This window comes from Massilia sp. CFBP9026 (genome assembly GCF_034045165.1).
In the GTDB taxonomy this organism is placed as follows: domain Bacteria; phylum Pseudomonadota; class Gammaproteobacteria; order Burkholderiales; family Burkholderiaceae_D; genus Telluria; species Telluria arenae.
Map to the genome: position 1 here is coordinate 559,986 of NZ_JAXCWH010000003.1, position 19,778 is coordinate 579,763.

Genomic DNA, 19,778 nt, shown 5'->3' on the forward strand with positions numbered 1-19,778 from the left:
ATGTAATTTCGCACGCCCGTGCGAAAGCGGGCTGTGCACGAGGAGTCGATCATGTCTGGATTGTGGTTACTGGTGGTGTCCCTGGCCGGACTGGCAGGGTATGTAGTGCGCGACGTGCTGCGCCGGGTTCCCCGGTCGAACGAGGATTTCGTGTTCTGCTGAAGTGGCAGGATGATGACGCGAAGGACGGCGGCCACGCCGCCGCCCCTCATGCGGCCTTAGCCGATATTGCTGCCGCGGATGCGGCTCAGATCCTTGTCGTCGCCCAGGTTGCCGGAGCGTGGGTCGGTGCTGTGGCCCGGACCCTGGTTGGCCCGCGAATCGCCCATGCCGGCGCCCGCGCCGCCCAGGCTGCTGGAACCGGCGTGTCCGGCGCCCACGCTGGAGCCCATCGCGCCGCCCGCATAGGTGGCGCTACCGGTGCCGGCGCCGCCGACCATGCCGCCCATCGGCACACCCGGCCCCATGGTCGGTGCGCCCGAACGGTTCGGGTCGGTGCCATAGAAGCTGTGGATGCCGCTGGCCCAGCTCAGGTCGCTCATATCCGGCCAGGCATCCTTGTCGAAGCCCGGTGCGGTCTTGAGGCGGTCTTTTTCGACGTTGAGCACGAAGCGTTTGTTGACCGTGTCCAGGTGCAGCGCCTGCCAGGGTACGGCGAACAGTTTTTCTCCCATGCCCAGGAAACCGCCGAAGGCCAGCACGGCGTAGGCCACCTGGCCAGTCTGCATGTCGAGCATGATTTCCTTGATGTCGCCCAGATCTTCCTCGGCGGCATTTACGACGCTTTCGCCGATCAAGGTGTCGGCGCCCATCAGGGACGGTCCCGGGCCCATATTGTTGCTGTCCCTGTAGATACCGTATTTATCGCGGTCTGCGTAGCCCATATGTTCCTCCTTGTCTATTGACGTTGCGAACAATGCGACGGTCACCCCGATTGGAGCAGACCCCCGCACTACGAAGAGTTCATGATAGGACGCTAGCGGATCGGGGCGCGCGCGCTAGCGCCGAGCAGGCTGAAGCCTTATGCGAGGCAGCGCACAGATGAGTACGCTTGGCATGGCTAATCTGCCAAGCTATGTCCAGGAGGAATTAGAGATGACTGTCATTTCGCGCTGCACCAATGCCGGCCCGCTGGGGCAACTGATCCGCACCCGTTCCTTCGCCTCCCTGCTGGCGCGCCTGCTGCGCCGCGGCTAAGCTCGACGACAATCCGCCCGGCAGCGCCGGACGGATCGAAGTGAACGCTTACGGCTGCCCACCGCCACCGGCCACGCCATACACGTGGCCGGTGGTATAGCTCGATTCGTCCGACGCCAGCGTCACGAATACCGCCGCCAGCTCGGCCGGCTGGCCAGGACGCTTCATCGGCGTATCTTCCCCGAACTTCTCGCGCCCCTCCGGCGAATTGCCGCCCGCCAGTTGCAGCGGGGTCCACACCGGCCCCGGCGCTACCGCATTCACGCGGATTCCCTTCGATGCCATCTGCTTGGCCAGCGACTTCGTGAACGCCACCTCGAAGGCCTTGGTGGCCGCATAGTCGAGCAGTTTTTCCGGCGGATCGTAAGCCGTCTGCGACGAGGTATTGATGATGACGCTGCCGGCCGACATGTGCGGAATCGCCGCCTTGCTGATCCAGAACACCGCATAGACATTGGTCTTGATGGTCCAGTCGAACTGCTCGCTGGTGATGTCGAGGATCGAATTATTGTTCTGCTGGCGCGCGGCATTGTTGACCAGGATGTCCAGGCCGCCCAGTTCGCGCACCGCCGTTTCCACCAGCTTCTTGCAGAAGGCCTCGTCGCGGATGTCGCCGGGAATGGCGACCGCCTTGCGGCCGGCGTCGCGGATCAGTTGCATGACTTCGCGTGCGTCCGGTTCCTCGGCCGGCAGGTAGCCGATGGCGACGTCGGCGCCTTCGCGCGCATAGGCGATCGCGGCGGCGCGGCCGATGCCCGAGTCGCCGCCGGTGATCAGGGCCTTGCGTCCCGCCAGGCGGCCGCTGCCGCGATACGTGGTTTCGCCGTGGTCGGGACGCGGCGTCATCTTGCTGGCCAGGGCCGGCCACGGTTGGTCCTGCTTGGGGAAGGGCGGACGCGGATAGCGCTTGGCCGCTTCGCGCGCCGCGCCCGGCGCCGGCTGGTTGCCGCTGGCCGCTTGCTGGGCCAGGGCCGGGACGGCGGCGGCCGAGGCGGCCACGCCCGCGGCGACGGTGCTGACGAAACGGCGGCGCGATGGCGTCACGCCTTCTGGCTTCTGATCTTCCGAACTCATGCTTGCTCCTCGATGGGGTGGGGCTGCAAACGCAGCCAGGTAGTGACGAAGATGTTAGTCGTTATCGAAAAGACACGGAACACGGTAGCTTGTCGGCAAGATGTTGGTGCTGGTCTGTTGTAAGTAGGTGGTCTGGCCTGCTGAGCGGAAGTGTTCTGGGGTAACATTTCGTTTTTACCGATTTGTGTTTTCCCATGGCGATCATCCGCGCACTCCTCGTCCTTGCCTTGCTGGGCCTGCATCCCTTTGCCTGGGCCGCCCAGCTTGAAACCGCTCCGACCGCCACTAATGCCGCGCCGGCCCAGCCGACCGGGCGCGCCGACTTCACCGTCGCCACCCGCAAGGTCTTCGTGTTCCGCGCCACCCTTGCCGGCCACTCGCCGCAAGACCGCCTCGAAGCGGCCCAGCGGCGCCTCGACAAAGCCTTGTCGGCCAAGGGGCCGCAACGCGCCACGGTCAACGGATTGGCCGAGGGCAGCCAGGTGCTGCTCGACGGCGCGCCGCTATTCCTGGTGACGCCGGCCGACATCAATTTGCTGGCTGATGACACACCGCAGGACGTCGCGCACGACAGCGCGCGCAAGCTCGAGCGCGCGCTGGCCGCGCGGCGCGAGGCGAGCGATCCGCGCGTGCTGGTCGAAGCCGCTGCGCTGTGCGTCGCCGCCACCCTGGCCTATGTCTTCGTGCTGCGCGCGCTGGTGTTGCTGCGCAGCGCGGTCAAGAGCCGCTTCGAGCGCCTGCTCGGCGTGCGCCTGGCGCGGGTGAGTTTTCGCAACGTGCGCCTGCTCGACGCCCATCTGTATGTGAGCTTCCTGCGCCAGGTGACGATGGCGGTGGTGTGGGGCCTGCGCCTGCTGGCCACCTATATCTGGATCAGCTTCCTGCTCGGCGAATTCGCCTACACCCGCAGTTGGGGCGAGTGGCTCAAGGGCTACCTGGTCGAGATGGCGGTGGGGATCGGCCAGTCGATGGCGGCCGCCATTCCCGGCCTGCTGGTGGTGCTGGTCATCGCCGCGCTGGCGCGCCTGGTGATGCTGACTGCGGCCTCGGTGTTCAAGCGGGTCGAGAGCGGCGAATTGCAGGTGGGCTGGCTGGACCAGGACACGGCGGCGCCGACCCGGCGCCTGGTCAATATCGTGATCGCCCTGTTCGCGCTGGCGATGTCCTATCCCTACCTGCCCGGCTCGCACACGGCGGCCTTCCAGGGCGTGACGGTGCTGGCCGGCCTGATGGTGTCGATCGGCGCCTCGAGCATCGTGGCGCAAGGCGCCGCGGGCCTGATCCTGATGTACACCCGCTCGCTGAGAAAAGGGGAATACGTGCGCGTGGGCGACAAGGAGGGCACGGTGGTCGACATGGGCATGTTCGAGACGCGCCTCTGCACCGGCAGCGGCGAAGAAGTCCTGATGCCCAACGCCTGGGTGCTGTCCAACACCACCAGCAACTTCTCGCGCGACGGCGTGATCGACGATGGTTTCGTCACCGAGGTCAAGGTCACGGTCGGCTACGACACGCCGTGGCGCACGGTGCACGCGCTGTTCGAACAGGCGGCCGGCGCGACGCAAGGCATCGCGGCCGAACCGAAGCCCTTCATCGTGCAGGCGGCGCTATCGGATTTCTATATCGAATACCGCCTGTGCGCGCACGCGGCGGCCGTCAGCCCGCGCGCGCGCGCCGAGGTGCGCAACCGCCTGCACCAGAACGTGCTGGACGGGTTCGACGCCGCCGGCGTCAGGCTGACGTCACCGCATTTCCACCACGTTGCCGGTAGCGTGGACGGGTTTCCCGTCCACGCGTCCAAATAACATCGGATGAGTGGCAAAGCGGATGCTGGTTGAACGCGTGGACGGCAGAGCCGTCCACCCTACGCCTGTAATGGATCGGCCAATAAGAAACGGGTGACCCGGCATTGCCGCGTCACCCGTTTTACTGGGTGCTACAGGATCGTGTGGATCAGTCGACGGTCGCGCCGCTGTCCTTCACGATCTTCGACCATTTCGCGCTCTCAGCCTGCACGAACTTGGCGAAGTTTTCTGGCGTATCGCCCACGTACTCGGTGCCGGTGTCGGCCAGCACGCGCTGGAAGTCAGGCTGCTTCATGACTTTCTGCGATTCGGCGTTGATCTTGTCGACGATGGCTTTCGGGGTCTTGGCCGGCACGAACAGGCCGTACCAGGCGTAGGACTCGATGTTCAGGCCCGCTTCGGCGAAGGTCGGCACGTCCGGCAGCAGCGGCGAGCGCTTGTTGCCCGAGATGGCGATCGGCTTCACCTTGCCGCTCTTGATGTGCGGCATGATCGCGATGGTCGAGTCGAACATGATCGGGATGTGGCCGCCCAGCAGGTCGGAAATCGCCGGCGCCGAGCCCTTGTACGGCACGTGCACCATGTCGAGCTTGGTCACGCCGCGGAACAGTTCACCGGTCAGGTGCTGCGGGGTGCCGTTGCCGGCCGACGCGTACGAGAACTGGCCTTTCTTCGACTGGATGTGGGCCAGCAGTTCCTTGACGTTCTTGGCCGGCACCGATGGGTGGGCGACCAGCACCAGCGGCGCACGCAGCAGGTTGGTGACCGGGATCAGGTCCTTGGCCGGGTCGAAGGCCATCTTCTTGTACAGGCTCGGGTTGATCACGATCGGTGCGCTCGAGGTGATCAGGAGGGTCTGGCCGTCCGGCTTGGCGCGGGTCACGGCCGCGCTGCCGATATTGCCGCCGCCGCCGCCGCGGTTGTCGATCACGAACGACTGTTTCAGGTCGGTGGTCAGGCCTTTCGCCAGCGGGCGCGCCGCGATGTCGGACGGGCCGCCGGCTGGCCATGGCACGACCACGGTCACGGTGCCGGTTGGCCAGTTCTGGGCGAAGGCGCTGGTGGAGAGGACGGTTGCTGCCAGGGCGAAGACGAGGGATTTTCCTTTGGACGGGAAGACTCGCATGGTTTTGTCACCTATATAGTTGAATTATTACGCGATTATTCGATAACCTGCTGAAACGATTTTACACGAATGCCTATGCCGATTGCGTACGTAGTAGTACGTGCGCCTTCCGCTGTCCTGTAAAGTGTTGCGTGTACTTACGATTCAAGGCTGGAAATGAAATATACAGGCTTTTTCCTGGCCGGCGCCATCCTTGCCGGTGTAGCGATTGCCGCTACGCCGGCCTCGCCTTCAGTGCAGTCGATGGAGCGTATTGCTGGCGTGTACAAGCACCGCTTCATGAGCGCATTCATCGTGCCCGGCAAGGACGAAACAGAGTCCTACCAGGCCGAAGACATCGTCGAGATCGTCCCATACGACCGCGATCATGTTTACGTGCGCGTGCACCTCGATTTCTTCAATGGCCACACCTGCGGCATTTATGGCATGGCGCGCTTCGAGGACGGCATGTTCGTGTATCGCGATCCAGAGCCGCCGATCGCGGGTGATGCGCCGTGCGTGCTCACGATTGGAGAAAAGAACGGCAAGCTGACACTGACCGATCGGGCCTCTCCCGATGCCGGGCGTACTTGCGCGGCCTATTGCGGTGCGCGCGGCAGCCTCAATTACGAGATCGGCATGGACAAGCGGCGGCCAATCCGTTACCTGGAGCGTCTGAAGGGATCGCGGCAGTACAAGGACGCGCGCGACGTGTTGCTTCGGTCGATGCCCGCATCCTGACGATCGACAAGCGCGTCCGGCTGGCGCAGGCAGGTCGACTTCAAGGCGCCACGTCGCCCGCCTTCTCGGCGATCGGCCGCACGTGGCGCAGCAGCGCCTCGAGCATCTTGCCCGGCTCTTCATTGAACATCTCGTGGCCCGAGTGCTCGAACCACACCAGTTTCTTGTGCGGCGCCTTCACCGTCTCGAACCACTCGGCGGTCACGCTCGACGAAACGTTGTAGTCGTAGCGGCCATTGAAGATGACGATCGGGCAGTCGAAGCGTTTATGAACGCTGAAGTCGGTCGAGATGACTTCGGCCAGCAGGTGGTCTTGCGAGAATTCGTTGCCCTCCCACATGGTGCGCAGGTCGGCGTCGGTGTATTCGGGCGCCAGGCGCGCCGCCGCGCCTTCGTGGGAGAAGTCCTTGCGGCCGTGTACGGCGCCGCCGTAGTAGCCCAGCCACTTGCGCTGCAGGTACAGGTCCTTGAGCACGATCGGGCGGCCCGGCGCCGCGTAGGGGCCGAGCGATTCGAGTTCCTGCACCGCCTTGGCGTTGTTGTCGCGCCGCGCGGCGTCGAGCGCGAAGCGCAGGCCGCGCCTTTCGCCTTCAGGCCCGTTGGTGGCCTGGCCCATGCCGATGTAGGCATGCAGCCACTCAGGGTGCTTGCTGGCCAGCTCGATGCCGAGCGAGCTGCCCCACGAGTGGCCGAGCACGAAGATGCGCTCCTTGCCGAACTCGCGCCGCAGCCATTGCACCATTTCCTCTGCGTCGGCGACCATGCGGGCGCGCTTCATGGTCGGCGCCACGACGGCCGGATCGTTGGCGGCGTAGGTCTTGCCGGCGCCGCGCTGGTCCCATTGCACCACGGTGAAGAAGTCTTCCCAGCCGCGCTGGAAATACCAGCTGGTGGGCATCGAAACATAGCCCGGGCCGCCATGGATCATCAGCAGCACCGGATTGCGGCGGTCGACGCCGCGCACCGAGATCCACTGGTCGATGCCGCCGATGCGTACCGCCTCGGTCCGCTCGATGGCGCCCGGCATGACCAGACGCCGCATGTCGGCGACGATCTTGACCGCTTCGGCGCGGCTTTCGGGTTTCTGGGCCGCTGCCGGGGACGACACGGCAGCGTTCAGGAGGAGGGCGAGCAAGGTGATGGCAAGCGTAAGATTCTTTGGCATTCGGAATCCTTGATAGAAGGTTATCCGCCATTATCCATTAACTCACCGTGGTCCCTCCTGCTCAGGGCTTGGCAGCAGACAGCGGTTCCCAGATGACGGTCGGCATCCAGCCGGTGGCGGCCAGGGTGGCCTGCATGACGGTGGCGGCGTTTTCCTTGGCCGTGTTCAGCACGGCGGGCTGGCTGCAGGCTGCCTGCACCGCCTTCTGCGCCGTCTCCAGCGCATTGTTCATCGCCGTGGTGCGGGTCTGGGCAGAAGGGATGAAGGCTTGCAGGCCCTGCTCGGTGACCGCATAGAAATAGGAACCGCCCCGGTTGCGCGCCTCGTGGCTAATGCGCGCCTGCAGCGGCGTCGGCGGCGGCAGCACGATGGTGAGCGTGCGCGTACGCTCGTCGATGTCTTCGTAGCGCGCCTGGCGCAGGTCGGTCGCCACTGTGCAGTCGCCGCGCGCGACCAGCAGCACGCGGGTGCTGCCCAGCCGTACTTCCCATTGCGACCAGGGAATGTCGACCGCTTTCGGCTGCGTGAATTCGATGACGTCCGCGTAGTTCATCTTGAGCGAGACCAGGTGGCCCATCTTTTCCAGGGAAACCAGCGGCGGCGGTAGCGTGTCCTGCTCGGGCGGCTTCTTGATGAAGGCGAAGATGATGGCGGCGGCCGTGATGGCGACGAGCAGGATCGGCAGGCGTTGCGGAGATGTCATGGGACGGCGATGGCAGTGCGTGGAATCGAAGGCGGCCAGTCTACCCGATCCAGCCGATGACCGACGCCGCCCAGCGCCGGGATAGGTTCCTAGTCGACCTCGATCGTGGTGATCGTGATGGCCTTGCCGGGCATAGCCGGTCGCCATGGGCCGCCGATCACCTCGATGCGATCAACGCCGAAGCGGGCGAAGTCTTCCCTGGTGAAGGTCCATCCGTCCATGTCGGGCAGGTCGAATCGGCTCGCCTGTCCATACGTCGTGATGTCCTGCCTGACGCCGATCTTCTTGAAGAAGTCGGTCTCGCGCTGGAGCAGCGGCTGGGTTTCCTTCCGGTGCTCGGCCCAGAATGCATCCTGCTGTTCCTTCGTCATGGCGTCGTAGGCGGCTTTCCGCTCACCGCCAAGTTTGAACGTCGCGCTGCTGATGCCTCCGTGGAAGCCGATGACGGCCACGTTGCTGACGGTCTTGCGCGGCGCGGCGGTGAACACATAGTTGGCGCAGGAAGACAGGCAGTACGCGCTTACCTTGACGTCCAGGCCCTTCCGGTACACCCAGTCACCGAGGTCGAGGCCGAAGTCGACGATGCCGCCCTTGCTCTCGATGGCGAGCACCGTCGGCTTGATGGCCAGGCTGTCGTACAGGGCGAACAGTCGCCCGTTGGCGTCGTCGTCCAGGTAGCCGGAATAATGCAGCTCGCCGTTTTCGACGAATACCCTGGTGGTCTCGGCGGCGCTGGCCGCGGTGGCGAGGAAGGTGAAGGCAATCAGGCAAGCGTATCTTGATCGGGGCATGGGCAGGCATCATCCGGAATCGACCCTGCATTATGTCGCGCCGGTCACGAAAAAGGCTCACTGAAAATCACGACCGGCCATGCCGGGAAGCTGCGTCCGGTTGGTGCATAATCGGTGCCAAGGAGGGAATATGGCCAGTCATACCGATGCAGCAATCCTCGAATCCTGGTCGCGCAATGCGACTCCCTGGACCAGCGCAGTGCGTAGCGGAGAAATCGAAAGCCGCACCCTGGTGACCAATGCCGCCATCGTCGAGGCGGTGCGCGCGCGTGCGCCGCGCAGCGGCGTCGATCTCGGCTGCGGCGAAGGCTGGCTGGTACGCGCGCTGCCGGAAGTTGAAATGGTCGGCGTGGATGCGATCGACGGTCTCGTCGAGCAGGCGCGGGCGGCCGGCGGCGGCGACTTCCGCGTGCTGTCGTATGAACAGATCGCGGCCGGCGAGCTGGCGCTGGCGGCCGACGTCGCCGTCGCCAACTTCTCGCTGATCGGACATGAAGCGGTCGACGGCCTGTTCGCCGCCGCGCCGACGTATCTGCGGGCCGGTGGAACGCTGATCGTGCAGACCGTCCATCCCTTGATGGCCTGCGGCGACGCCCCCTATGCCGACGGTTGGCGCGCGGGCAGCTGGGCCGGCTTCAGCATTGACTTCCAGGATGCGCCGCCCTGGTACTTCCGCACGATCTCGAGCTGGGTCGCGCTGTTCGAGCGGCATGGCCTGCGCGTGGTCGAGATGCGCGAACCGCTGCATCCGCACACTGGCAAGCCGGTGTCGCTGATCCTGGCAGGGCAACTGCGTTGAACGTTCATCCTGATAATGAAAGCGTGCGATCCATGACTTTTCGACCGATCCTGATCCTGGTGTTGACAGCCATGATGACGGGGCTGGGCGGCTGTGCCGCGCCCAAGGGTGCGGATGCCAGCTCGGTGCAACAGCTTACGCCGACCAGGAAGCTGATCGATGCCGCGGGCGGCGAGTACGAGAAATTTTCGGAGAAGCTCCCAGGTGTGGTGAGCGATTCTCCTCAAGTCATGCGCGTCATCTTTGCGGCGCACGGCCTGCAGCCAAAGGACAAATGGAATCCCACTATGAATTTTTGTGTCGACACCAAACGAATCGGTGCAACGCATTGTCTGCAGGCCTACGCAACAAAGGATGGAACCCGTTTGATCGGGAAGACGTACTGGAAAGCGTCCGAGGGCGCTGAACTGGTTGCTGCCGATCTGCCGTTCGATCTTGAAGCGCTGGGCGAATATTCTCTTGATATCATCTTCTTCAAGGATCGCTTGGTGATGAAGATCCAGGACAGGCAAATCATGGATCACCCGACGCAGGCAGTTCCCGACGAGTATTGGTACTCGTGCTCGTCTGTCGTCTGTTCGGTCGAGGTCTTGTATCCTTATGTGGATCTTGAACAGCCGCCTGGCGCTAACGATCAAGCCGGCGTCAGCTGATCTCCGCGAACACCTTCCCGCGTCGCAGCAGCAGCTTCTCGACTTCGAGCACGATCATGAACGCCAGCCCGATGCCGAGGATCGCCACGCCATCGACCAGCGCCACGGCGCGGGTATCGAACAGCGCCTGCATCCACGGCAGGTAGGTGAACGCCAGCTGCGCCGCCACGACGACGGCGATCGCCCACAGCACCGCCGGCGTGCCGCGTGCGCCGCGCCATGTGAACGAGCGCATGTGCAGGTAGCGCACGTTGAACAGGTAGCAGATCTCCAGCACGCACAGCATATTGACCACCATCGTGCGCGCCGCCTCTGTACCCAGGCCGCGGCGTTCGGCCCAGGCCATCACGGCGAACACGCCGGCGGTGAACAGCACCGACACGAAGGCCACCCGCCACAGCATGAAGGGCGACAGCAGCGGCGCCTGCGGGTCGCGCGGCCGGCGCCCCATCACGCCCGGTTCGGCCGGTTCGAAGGCCAGCACCAGGCCGAGCGTGATGGTCAGGATCATGTTAATCCATAGGATCTGCGGCGGCGTCATCGGCAAGGTCAGTCCCAGCACCATTGCCGCGACGATGGCCAGCACCTCGCCGCCGTTGGTGGGCAGGGTCCAGGCGATGACCTTGCGGATGTTGTCGTAGACGGTGCGTCCCTCGCTCACGGCCGCCACGATGGAGGCGAAGTTGTCGTCGGCCAGCACGATCTGCGCCGCTTCCTTGGCGGCCTCGGTGCCCTTGTTACCCATGGCGATGCCCACGTTGGCCTGCTTGAGCGACGGGGCGTCGTTGACGCCGTCGCCGGTCATCGCGACCACTTCGCCCTCGGCCTGCAGCGCACGCACCACGCGCAGCTTGTGGGCGGGATTGGTGCGGGCGAAGACGTGGGTGTGGCGCGCCAGGGTCAGTAGTTCGGCGTCGGAAACGGCATCGACGTCCTGGCCGGTCGCCACCACCGGCTGTTCGGCGAGGCCAAGTTGCGCGGCGATGGCGGCGGCGGTCGCGCCATGGTCGCCGGTGATCATCTTGACCGCGATGCCGGCGCTGCGGCAATCGGCGATCGCGGCCAGTGCCTCGGGACGCGGCGGGTCGATGAATCCCACCAGGCCAAGGAACACGAGTTCGTCCACGGCGTCGAAGTCCAGCTGCTGCGGCGCTTGTGCGAAGCGGCGCAGCGCGAAGCCCAGCACGCGCTCGCCGCTGGAGGCCGCCGCAGCGATCTGGCCTTCCCACCAGGCGGCGTCCAGCGGCAGCCGTGCGCCGGCCGCATCGAGCTGGCTACTGCTCATGGCCAGCACGCGCTCCGGCGCGCCCTTGACGAACAGCTCGGCGCCGCCGTCGGCCAGGCCGTGCAGGGTGGCCATGAAGCGGTGCTGGGCATCGAACGGGATCTCGTCGGCGCGCGGATGGCCGGCGCGCAAGGCGTCCGGCTCGAGCCCGGCCTTCATCGCCAGCGCCACCAGCGCGCCTTCCATCGGATCGCCGTCGACCCGCCAGCCGCCCGCCTGCTGGTGCAAGTGGGCGTCGTTGCACAGCAGGCCGGCTTCGACCAGGCGGCGGGCGTTGGCCGGCAGGCCGGCGCCGCCGTCGGGTAGATCGAACGCGCCCAGCGGCGCATAGCCGGCACCGCTCACGCCGATGCTGGCGGTTTCCGTCACCACGCGGCAGGCCGTCATCTCGTTGCGGGTGAGGGTGCCGGTCTTGTCGGAGCAGATCACGGTGGTCGCGCCGAGCGTTTCCACCGCTGGCAGGCGGCGCACGATGGCGTGGCGCACGGCCATGCGCTGTACGCCGATGGCGAGGGTGATGGTGATCACCGCCGGCAGGCCCTCAGGCACCAGCGCCACCGCGATCGCCACCACGACCATCAGCGCCTCGACCCAGTCCATTCCTTTCAAGCCGACCGCATAGGCGAACAGCAGGGCGGCGACGGCGATCGACAACACCGTGAAGCGCCGCCCGAAGCCGTTGATCTGGCGTAGCAGGGGCGTGGTGAGCGGCTCGACCTTGCTGAGCATGGTGCTGATGTGGCCGATCTCGGTGTGGCTGCCGGTGGCGACCACCAGGCCGAGGCCCTGACCGGCGGCGACCAGCGTGCCGGAATAAGCCATGCCTTCGCGGTCGCCCAGCGCCGCGCCGGCGTCGACGGCGTGGCCGGTCTTGACGCTGGCCACCGATTCGCCGGTGAGGATCGCCTCGTCGATCAATAGCGCGCGGGCGCGAAGCAGCCGCAGGTCGGCGGGGACGCGGTCGCCCGCTTCGAGCAGCACCACGTCGCCCGGCGCCAGTGTGGCCACCGGGACGGTCGCGTGCTGGCCGGCGCGCACCACGCGCGCAGTGGGCGCGAGCATGGCTTGCAGGGCGCCCAAGGCTTGCTCCGCCTTGCCTTCCTGGACGAAGCCGACGATGGCGTTCACGGTGACCACGCCGACGATCACGGCGGCGTCGACCCAGTGCCCGAGCACGGCGGCCATCGCCGCGGCGACGAGCAGGAACAGGATCAGCGCGTTATTGAATTGCAGTAGGAAGCGTAGCAGTGCGGGTGTGCGTGGTGGCGATGGCAGGGTGTTGGGGCCGTGCCGGGCCAGGCGGCGCGCCGCCTCGGCCGGGTCGAGCCCGTCGGAGGCAGAGTCCAGCTGGCGCAGGACGGCGTCGGCCGGCATCGCATGCCAGTCTTCGACCGGCGCGGAAGGGACAGAGGACGTGGTCATGGACATGCAAGGAAGCGATTCCCTGATTACCTGATGAGCAAAACTTAGCATAGTAAGTTTTGGTCATCAACGATTCCCGACCTCGATGCTTGGGTATGGCGGCGTCAGCGCAGCAGCTTCAGCCCTGGCGGCAGCGCATCGCCCAGCAAGCGCGTCTCGACGGCCTGGTCCAGTTCCACCACTTCGCGCACCATCGCCGTCCACATCGGCGGCGCGCCGCTGGCGGCCAGGCGGCGCAGCACATCTTCGCGCACCGCTTCGCCGATGTCGCGCGAACGGTCGCCCGTCATGCGTGCGATGTGGGCGGCGGCAAAGCCGGCCGGCTCCACCTTGCGCCAGTCCAGTTGCAGCAGTTTTACCAGCCAGCTTTCGGCCACGTCGGGCGGCGCCACTTCGTGGGCGCTCGACTGGAACGACTGGCGCGCGCCGACCCGGCCCAGGGCCCACAGGTAGCGGCCATAGCGCGCGCTGGCGCGCGCATCGAGCTTGCCGGCGGACGGGATGTCATCGATCTGCCCTAGTAGCCATTCCCCGATCTCCGCCTTGTAGGCCGACGGGATGCGTTCGAGCGAGGCGCCGACGCGCAGCATGTCTTCTTCGCTGCCTTCGACCAGGGTGACCGGCCGGCGTCCGCGTTCGGATTCATCGGCCTGCAGGTTGAAGGCGAAATCGTCCAGCACGCGCAGTTGCGCCTCAAGCGACAGGCCGCCCGCCACCCGGCGCCACAAGGTCCACCATTCGGCGCGCACCTGGCTGTCCTTGTGGTGCTGGACGCCGCCGTCGAACATCGCCCACAACTGTTCCATGCGCCATTCGTCGAGCGGGTGGCCGAAGCCGGGACGCAGGCAGTAGCCGGCGAGATTCAGCCAGGCGCGCTCGTGCTCGACCGAGCGCCGCCGGCCTTTCGCGCGCGCCAGCAGGGCGTCGAACAGGCGCCGCAGCAGGGGCGTGGTCCAGCGTTCGCGCGATCCGAGCAGGTGTTCCAGGCCGGCGCGCAGCTGTTTCACTTCCTTCGGGTCGACCTGTTTCGAACGGGTGCCGAACACGCGCTCGATCTTGTCAACGGCGGCGTCCAGCTCCAGAGGCAGCACCTCTTCTTGCGTGTCGCCGTCGCCGTCGTCATTGCCGCGCAGCTGGAAGGCGAGCTGCCAGCGCTGGCCGCCATCCTCGGCGACGCAATGCACGTCGAGCGTGCCGACTTCGCTCAGGGTCGTCACCAGCCGCACCGGGATCTCGGTCGGTGCACCGCGCGCGGCGCGCAGCACGGTGGCGATCGCCGGCAGGCGAGCCACCTCGGATGGATCCAGGTCAACCAGGTCCCCGGCCTGCGGCGGCGCGCCGCTGTCTGCGATGGTCGAGACCAGGTGGAAGCGCACCGGACGGCCCACGCGCAGCGCGAAGCTGCGGTCCGCCAATGCCACCTCGAGCGCGGCTGGCGTGCCGCGCGGGAGCAGGCAGACGGTGCGCAGCTTGTCTCCTTGCGCCTCGCCATCGAGCAGCAGGTAGTAGCTGCGCGCGGCGCCGCTTTCGATGGCCGGGGCCAAGCCCTGGCGCGCCAGCGTATAGGCCACGGCGCCGCGGGCGACGGCGATGTCGGGATTCTCGTTGTGCAGCACGCGCACGGGAGCGCCGCGCCATGCCGCCAGGGTGTCGACCAGCCGCTGCGCCAGCGCCGCTCCGCGGAACACGCCGCCGTTGAGCAGCACTGTGTCGGGCACCGGTAAGCTGCCATCGTCAGGCAGGCCAAGCGCCTCGCGCGCGGCGGCCGCGTGCTGGCGCAGGAAGCCCGCCAGGTGGCGCGTGATGGCCGGATCGCTTGCATACGGCAGGCCGAATTCGACGATGCCGGCGCGTGCGCGTTTCGCGTCCTCCTGCGCCGCATTGAGCGGCAAGAAGCCGTCCAGGACGATGCGTTCGATGTCTTCGCGCCGCAAGTCGGCCTTGCGGCTGGCGCCGATCAAACGGCTGCCGGCGCCGAGCAGGGTGACGGTGATGCTGTCAGGCGCATCGTCGGCCAGCAGCTGCTCCTTAGCCGCGCGGCAGCGTTCGGTGAGCTGGGCCAGGCGCGCGCTCGACAGGCGGGTGCGTGTGGCGTCTTCGCCGACCTGTTCGGCCATGCGTGCTTCGACCAGGTGGGCCAGCGCCAGGTCCATATTGTCGCCGCCCAGGATCAGGTGGTTACCCACGCCGATGCGGGTGAGCATTGGCTCGCCATCCTTGGCGTCGACCTTGACCAGGCTGAAGTCAGTGGTGCCGCCGCCGACGTCGGCCACCAGCACCAGGCGTGCATCGGAAAGCTGCGCAGCCAGGTTTGTGCGATGCCGGTACAGCCAGTCATACAGCGCGGCCTGCGGTTCTTCCAACAGGCGCACGTCCGACAGGCCGGCCTGCTTCGCCGCTTCCAGCGTCAGCGCACGCGCGCCTTCGTCGAACGAGGCGGGCACCGTGAGCACGATCTGCTGGCGTTCCAGCGGTTGTTTGGGAAAGCGCGTATTCCATGCGGCGCGCAGGTGGGCCAGGTAGCTGGCGCTGGCCGCCACCGGCGACACCTTGGCGACGTCACCGTCGGCGCCCCAGGGCAGGATCGGCGCCATGCGGTCGACGCCGGGATGCGACAGCCAGCTCTTGGCGCTGGCCACCAGGCGCCCCGGCGTGGCCGCGCCGAGCGCACGCGCCAGGCGGCCGAGCGCGACGTGTTCAACGCCGGCGACGTCAGGGGTATTCCAGGGGAGTTGCAGTTCACCGGGCGCGAGTTCATCCGCGCCCGGGTGGTAGCGCATCGACGGCAGCAGCGGTGCGCCAGCGACTTCGCCGGGCGCCACCAGCTGGTCGACCGAAAACAGCTCGATCGCGCCTTTGCCGTCGCGGGCAAAGGCCAGCACCGTGTTGGTGGTGCCGAGGTCGATGCCTACCAGGTACGTCACTGTGCGTCGGAGGCAGTACGAACGTCGAACTCGACCTTCCAGCGCTGGCCGTCACGGGCGACAGCCGCCAGTTCCAGCGTGCCGGCGTCAGTCGCCAGCGCATGCAGTTTCACCTGCACGACTTCGCCGGCCACGCGGCCTTCGGCCGGCAGCGTGGCCTGGATCTCGTTCAGTTCCTGCAGTTCTTCAGGACCCCAGAACTCGAGCACGTCGCCGATGCGGTCCTGGCGGCGGGTGGTCGAACCGAAGAAGCGGAAGGTCACCGGCTCGCCGATCACCAGGCCGAATTCCTGGCCCGGCAGTTCGAGCTCGCTGCCTTCTTCCATGCCGAACGGCGCCACGCACAAGGCTTCCAGCGGTGGCTCCATGCCGGGGATCGCCGGCATCGACGATTCGACGCCGACATAGTAGGAACGCGCCGTGCCGCCGCGGATGCGCACGCCGCCGCCACGCCGCGCGTAGCTGAAATAGGCCGCGCCGCGGGCAACCGCCAGGTCGAGGTCGGCGCCTTCGAGCATGCGCGCCGGTTCCGCGCCCTCCATGTACAGCCAGTCGTTGATGGTGTCCATCACGCGCTGGGCCAGGATGCCGGACTTGAACACGCCGCCGTTGAACAGCACCGCGCTCGGATGCAGGAAGCTGTGCTCCGCGGTCACGCGGCCCTGGAAACCTTCGAGTTCGGCGGTGGCGCCGGCCTGGCGCGCCAGGAAGGCGGCCAGGTGGCGCGTGATCGCGGCGTCCTGCGCATACGGCAGGCCGAGCTGGGTCAGGCCGGCGCGGGTGCGCACGGCAGGACGTGCCGACGCTTCCACGCGTGGGAAGAAACCATCCGTGATGAAGGAGGTGACTTCCTCGCGCGTGAGTTCGGTGCGGATCGAGCCGCCGATCAGCTTCGAGCCGCGGCTCGGCACCACGATCGGATGGGTGGTGGCGTTCGGATTGGCCAGCAGTTCTTCCTTGGCGCTGCGGCAGCCATAGGTGAGGGCGCGCATCTGCCAGGCATCGAGCTGAGTACCATTGGTGGCCAGCTTGCGCGCCACGAAATGGGCCAGGGCCAGGTCCATATTGTCGCCGCCCAGCAGGATGTGGTCGCCCACGGCCACGCGGTGCGGTTCGAGCTTGCCGTCGCGTTCCAGGATGGCGATCAGCGAGAAGTCGCTGGTGCCGCCGCCGACGTCGACCACCAGGATGATGTCGCCCGGTTGCACCTGCTTGCGCCAGCGGCCGCCGCTGCCCTGGATCCAGCTGTACAGGGCCGCTTGCGGCTCTTCCAGCAGGGTGGGGGCGAAGCCGGCCTGGCGCGCCGCTTCCGCGGTCAGTTCGCGCGCGGCCGGGTCGAACGAGGCGGGGATGGTGACCGTGACCGATTGCTGGTCGAACGGCGCTTCCGGGTGCGCCGCGTTCCAGGCCTGGCGCAGGTGTTCGAGGTAGCGGGTCGAGGCGGCCAGCGGCGATACCTTGGTGACTTCTTCAGGCGCATCCTGCGGCAGGATCGCGGCGCGACGGTCCACGCCGGGATGGCACAGCCAGCTCTTGGCCGACGACACCAGGCGGATCGGCGTGGTGGCGCCGCGGCTGCGCGCCATCTCGCCGGCCACTGCGGTTTCCTCGCCCTGGCTCCAGGGCAGGGCGCGTTCGCCGGCCGGCATCTCGTCCGGGTGTGGCAGGTAGAGGAAGGACGGCAGCAGCGGCAGCGCCTCGATCGTGCCGGGGGCGGTCAGCTGCGGGATCGGCAGCACGGCGTCGACGGCTTTTTCTCCGTCGCTGGCCTGCAGGTCGACATACGAGAGGGCGCTGTGGGTGGTGCCCAGGTCGATGCCGATGGCATAGCGTGCGTTTTCCGGCTGGCTCACAGTTCCACCTCCGCCGGGGCCAGCACGCGCGCATCGTGGCTCTCAGCCAGCTGCGGCAGCGTGACTTTCGATACGCGCCAGCCGCGATGGCTCAAGGTACCGTTGAACGGCGCCTTGCCGACCACATTGCCGGTCAGGCGCACGCTGGCGGCGTCGAAGCCTTCGTTCAGGGTGATGCGGCTGCCTTCCGATTCGGTGCGCACCGGTTCGATGGCGAAATGCTCGCGCAGCACGCGCGCGCAGCCTTCGTGCACGACGCGGGCGGCGGCGCCGATGTCGGCATCCGAATAGGCAGAGAGGTTTTCGTGGGCGAAGTCGATCAGGCGGGCTTCGCGCTGGAATAGGCTCAGCAGTTGCAGGGCCGAATCCGGGCTTGGGGCGCGCAGCGGCGTCGGGGCCGGCGTTGGCGCTGGAGTCGGGGCTGGAGTCGGGACGGGGGCAGGCGCGGGCGCGGCGGTCGGGCCGACGCCGTCATCGCGCACGCGCGCGGCGAACTCGGCGTCGCCGAGCGATTTGAACAGGGCGCCGAAGGCGATCGACAGGCGGCTGAAGAAGCCAGGCAGATTGGAAGGTGTGCTCATTTTTTTCTTGGTAATCAGGTGCGGGATGGCTGGTTGTCATGTCAGACAATGGGAGAGCCACCCCCGGAAAAAGGCGAATCATACCAGTTGGCGCCTGTTTTTCGTGCCGACAACTGGCTGGAAAGTTTATTCGACGAGTCGTGCGCCGCCCAGCAAGGCAGCCGAATAATCGGTGAAATCGTCGAGGCCACGTTTGACGATGGTCACCAGGGCCGGCAGCGGTGACGCCTGATAATCCCATTCGGCGCGGCAGAACTCGCCGGTGCGCTTGAGATCCTCGGCCAGGGTGGGGGCGATCCACCCATGTTCTGCCAGCAAGGTGATGACTTCGCGCTCGTCCTGCGGCAGGCCGAGACGGGCGTTGCCGATCACATAATCGCCCATCTCGATCGCGGCTTCCCAGGCGCGGATCACGTTCAGGGTAGCGGCATCCTGGCGCGTGATGTCTTCAGGGAAAGTATTCGGGTCTTTTTCATACTCGTCGCGGGCACGCCGGCAGCAGCGTTCGATGATGCCGGCTTTGCTGACCAGAATGTCGTCATCCATGGTGCCTCCGTTTTCGGTGGTCGGTTTGCCCTCAAGGGCTAAACGATATAGATAGTGCCAGTACGTCAATAATCAAGGCACGGCTCTAATACCGTCCAGTTAAGCTAGCTGAGCTAGAGTTCAAAAACGTCGTCCCCGCGCAGGCGGGGACCCAAGTGCTGCAAACGTCGTCGAAACGCTTGCAAGATTGGGTTCCCACCTTCGTGGGAACGACGTTTTTGCGCTAACTCAAGAAGACTTTTGCCTTGTCCGGATCATGCGACCAAGGTCCAATTGTCCGAACTGTGCGAGCGGTCGAGCATCTGACAGACATTCCACGGAGGCGTCATGAAGCTCGAAGGAAAGGTTGCCGTCATCACCGGCGCCGCCAGCGGCATCGGCAAGGAAATCGCGCTGACCTATGCGCGCGAAGGCGCGCGCATTGCCATCGCCGACCTCAACCTGGAGGCGGCCGAGCTTGCCGCCGCCGGGATGCGTGTCGCCGGCCACGAGGCGCTGGGCGTGGGCATGGATGTCGCAAATGAAGCGCAGGTCGAGGCTGGCATCGAGGCGGTTGTCGCGCAATGGGGCGGCATCGATATCCTGGTGAGCAATGCGGGCATCCAGATCGTGCATCCAATCGAAGTGTTTCCGTTTGCCGACTGGCGCAAGATGCTGGCGATTCACCTCGACGGCGCCTTTCTCACCACCCGCGCCTGCGTGCGGCATATGTACGCGGGCGGGCGCGGCGGCAGCATCATCTATATCGGTTCCGTGCACTCCAAGGAAGCGTCGGTGCTCAAGTCGGCCTATGTCACGGCCAAGCATGGGCTCGAGGGCCTGACCAGGGTCATGGCCAAGGAAGGCGCGAAACATGGTGTGCGCGCCAACCTGATCGCGCCGGGGTTCGTGCGCACGCCCCTGGTCGACAAGCAGATTCCCGAGCAGGCGCGGGAGCTGGGCATCTCCGAGGACGAGATCATCAAGAACGTGATGCTCAAGGAGACCGTCGATGGCGAGTTCACGACCGTCCAGGACGTTGCCCGGGTCGCGCTGTTCTTCGCCGCTTTCCCCTCTAATGCGCTCACCGGCCAGTCGCTGATCGTGAGCCATGGCTGGTTCATGGAGTAGGCCAGCAAAGAAAGGGACCGCCCC

The 19,778-nt window shown here is 66.3% G+C and carries 16 protein-coding genes; 5 read left to right on the forward strand and 11 right to left on the reverse strand.

Annotation, left to right across the window (positions count from 1 at the left end):
- Window positions 1-218: 218 nt before the first annotated feature.
- Together SOM28_RS10865 and SOM28_RS10870 are read right to left on the reverse strand one after the other, a co-directional pair.
- Window positions 219-884, reverse strand: a complete 666-nt coding sequence (locus SOM28_RS10865; protein WP_320468113.1) for a PRC-barrel domain-containing protein — start codon at window positions 882-884, stop codon at window positions 219-221.
- 361 nt (window positions 885-1,245) lie between these two features.
- Entirely contained in the window at window positions 1,246-2,271 is a 1,026-nt protein-coding gene (locus SOM28_RS10870; RefSeq protein WP_320468114.1) for an SDR family oxidoreductase, read from the reverse strand.
- 194 nt (window positions 2,272-2,465) lie between these two features.
- Here SOM28_RS10870 and SOM28_RS10875 point away from each other — a divergent pair, with 194 nt between their 5' ends.
- On the forward strand, window positions 2,466-4,076 hold the full coding sequence (locus SOM28_RS10875) for a mechanosensitive ion channel family protein (protein ID WP_320468115.1): 1,611 nt from the start codon (window positions 2,466-2,468) through the stop codon (window positions 4,074-4,076).
- Between the two features lie 148 nt (window positions 4,077-4,224).
- Here the strand turns inward: SOM28_RS10875 and SOM28_RS10880 are convergent, their stop codons facing one another.
- Window positions 4,225-5,202 (reverse strand): Bug family tripartite tricarboxylate transporter substrate binding protein, encoded by a 978-nt coding sequence (locus SOM28_RS10880; RefSeq protein ID WP_123070935.1) that lies wholly within the window; start codon window positions 5,200-5,202, stop codon window positions 4,225-4,227.
- Between the two features lie 156 nt (window positions 5,203-5,358).
- Here SOM28_RS10880 and SOM28_RS10885 point away from each other — a divergent pair, with 156 nt between their 5' ends.
- On the forward strand, window positions 5,359-5,922 hold the full coding sequence (locus tag SOM28_RS10885; protein WP_123070934.1) for a hypothetical protein: 564 nt from the start codon (window positions 5,359-5,361) through the stop codon (window positions 5,920-5,922).
- A 40-nt stretch (window positions 5,923-5,962) separates the two neighbouring features.
- On the opposite strand, the gene SOM28_RS10890 is transcribed toward SOM28_RS10885, so the two are convergent.
- From SOM28_RS10890 to SOM28_RS10900, 3 genes are all read right to left on the reverse strand, one after another.
- Window positions 5,963-7,087 carry an alpha/beta fold hydrolase gene (locus SOM28_RS10890; RefSeq protein ID WP_123070933.1) on the reverse strand — a complete coding sequence of 375 codons (1,125 nt, stop codon included), beginning with the start codon at window positions 7,085-7,087 and terminating at the stop codon, window positions 5,963-5,965.
- Between the two features lie 61 nt (window positions 7,088-7,148).
- A complete protein-coding gene (locus tag SOM28_RS10895; RefSeq protein WP_147934476.1) occupies window positions 7,149-7,790 on the reverse strand; it encodes a DUF4230 domain-containing protein in 642 nt (213 codons plus the stop codon).
- An 89-nt stretch (window positions 7,791-7,879) separates the two neighbouring features.
- The gene (locus SOM28_RS10900) at window positions 7,880-8,581 is read right to left on the reverse strand and encodes a peptidase (RefSeq protein ID WP_183407502.1); all 702 of its coding nucleotides are present in this window, start codon (window positions 8,579-8,581) and stop codon (window positions 7,880-7,882) included.
- A 130-nt stretch (window positions 8,582-8,711) separates the two neighbouring features.
- Here SOM28_RS10900 and SOM28_RS10905 point away from each other — a divergent pair, with 130 nt between their 5' ends.
- Both SOM28_RS10905 and SOM28_RS10910 read left to right on the forward strand, forming a co-directional pair.
- A complete protein-coding gene (locus tag SOM28_RS10905; protein ID WP_123070930.1) occupies window positions 8,712-9,380 on the forward strand; it encodes a methyltransferase domain-containing protein in 669 nt (222 codons plus the stop codon).
- Between the two features lie 32 nt (window positions 9,381-9,412).
- Window positions 9,413-10,033, forward strand: coding sequence for a hypothetical protein (locus tag SOM28_RS10910; protein ID WP_123070929.1), 621 nt, complete (start codon window positions 9,413-9,415; stop codon window positions 10,031-10,033).
- On the opposite strand, the gene SOM28_RS10915 is transcribed toward SOM28_RS10910, so the two are convergent.
- From SOM28_RS10915 to hepT, 5 genes are all read right to left on the reverse strand, one after another.
- A complete protein-coding gene (locus SOM28_RS10915; RefSeq protein ID WP_414675171.1) occupies window positions 10,026-12,746 on the reverse strand; it encodes an HAD-IC family P-type ATPase in 2,721 nt (906 codons plus the stop codon). The two genes, SOM28_RS10910 and SOM28_RS10915, sit on opposite strands and share 8 nt — an antisense overlap.
- Before the next feature lie 98 nt (window positions 12,747-12,844).
- Window positions 12,845-15,664, reverse strand: a complete 2,820-nt coding sequence (locus SOM28_RS10920; protein ID WP_320468117.1) for an Hsp70 family protein — start codon at window positions 15,662-15,664, stop codon at window positions 12,845-12,847.
- Window positions 15,661-17,517: an Hsp70 family protein gene (locus SOM28_RS10925; RefSeq protein WP_320468118.1), complete on the reverse strand. Its 1,857-nt coding sequence runs from the start codon at window positions 17,515-17,517 to the stop codon at window positions 15,661-15,663. Before SOM28_RS10925 ends, SOM28_RS10920 begins: the two co-directional genes overlap by 4 nt.
- Window positions 17,514-18,098 carry a DUF2760 domain-containing protein gene (locus SOM28_RS10930; protein ID WP_320468119.1) on the reverse strand — a complete coding sequence of 195 codons (585 nt, stop codon included), beginning with the start codon at window positions 18,096-18,098 and terminating at the stop codon, window positions 17,514-17,516. The genes SOM28_RS10925 and SOM28_RS10930 overlap by 4 nt, the downstream gene beginning before the upstream one ends.
- 126 nt (window positions 18,099-18,224) lie before the next feature.
- A complete protein-coding gene (gene hepT, locus SOM28_RS10935) occupies window positions 18,225-18,644 on the reverse strand; it encodes a type VII toxin-antitoxin system HepT family RNase toxin (RefSeq protein ID WP_123070924.1) in 420 nt (139 codons plus the stop codon).
- 327 nt (window positions 18,645-18,971) lie between these two features.
- Here hepT and SOM28_RS10940 point away from each other — a divergent pair, with 327 nt between their 5' ends.
- Window positions 18,972-19,754: a 3-hydroxybutyrate dehydrogenase gene (locus SOM28_RS10940; protein ID WP_123070923.1), complete on the forward strand. Its 783-nt coding sequence runs from the start codon at window positions 18,972-18,974 to the stop codon at window positions 19,752-19,754.
- The last annotated feature ends 24 nt before the right edge of the window (window positions 19,755-19,778 follow it).

Coding starts and splice junctions, on each gene's coding strand:
- SOM28_RS10865 (WP_320468113.1), bottom strand. CDS start 884: ATGGGCTACGCAGACCGCGATAAATACGGTATCTACAGGGACAGCAAC.
- SOM28_RS10870 (WP_320468114.1), bottom strand. CDS start 2,271: ATGAGTTCGGAAGATCAGAAGCCAGAAGGCGTGACGCCATCGCGCCGC.
- SOM28_RS10875 (WP_320468115.1), top strand. CDS start 2,466: ATGGCGATCATCCGCGCACTCCTCGTCCTTGCCTTGCTGGGCCTGCAT.
- SOM28_RS10880 (WP_123070935.1), bottom strand. CDS start 5,202: ATGCGAGTCTTCCCGTCCAAAGGAAAATCCCTCGTCTTCGCCCTGGCA.
- SOM28_RS10885 (WP_123070934.1), top strand. CDS start 5,359: ATGAAATATACAGGCTTTTTCCTGGCCGGCGCCATCCTTGCCGGTGTA.
- SOM28_RS10890 (WP_123070933.1), bottom strand. CDS start 7,087: ATGCCAAAGAATCTTACGCTTGCCATCACCTTGCTCGCCCTCCTCCTG.
- SOM28_RS10895 (WP_147934476.1), bottom strand. CDS start 7,790: ATGACATCTCCGCAACGCCTGCCGATCCTGCTCGTCGCCATCACGGCC.
- SOM28_RS10900 (WP_183407502.1), bottom strand. CDS start 8,581: ATGCCCCGATCAAGATACGCTTGCCTGATTGCCTTCACCTTCCTCGCC.
- SOM28_RS10905 (WP_123070930.1), top strand. CDS start 8,712: ATGGCCAGTCATACCGATGCAGCAATCCTCGAATCCTGGTCGCGCAAT.
- SOM28_RS10910 (WP_123070929.1), top strand. CDS start 9,413: ATGACTTTTCGACCGATCCTGATCCTGGTGTTGACAGCCATGATGACG.
- SOM28_RS10915 (WP_414675171.1), bottom strand. CDS start 12,746: ATGTCCATGACCACGTCCTCTGTCCCTTCCGCGCCGGTCGAAGACTGG.
- SOM28_RS10930 (WP_320468119.1), bottom strand. CDS start 18,098: ATGAGCACACCTTCCAATCTGCCTGGCTTCTTCAGCCGCCTGTCGATC.
- hepT (WP_123070924.1), bottom strand. CDS start 18,644: ATGGATGACGACATTCTGGTCAGCAAAGCCGGCATCATCGAACGCTGC.
- SOM28_RS10940 (WP_123070923.1), top strand. CDS start 18,972: ATGAAGCTCGAAGGAAAGGTTGCCGTCATCACCGGCGCCGCCAGCGGC.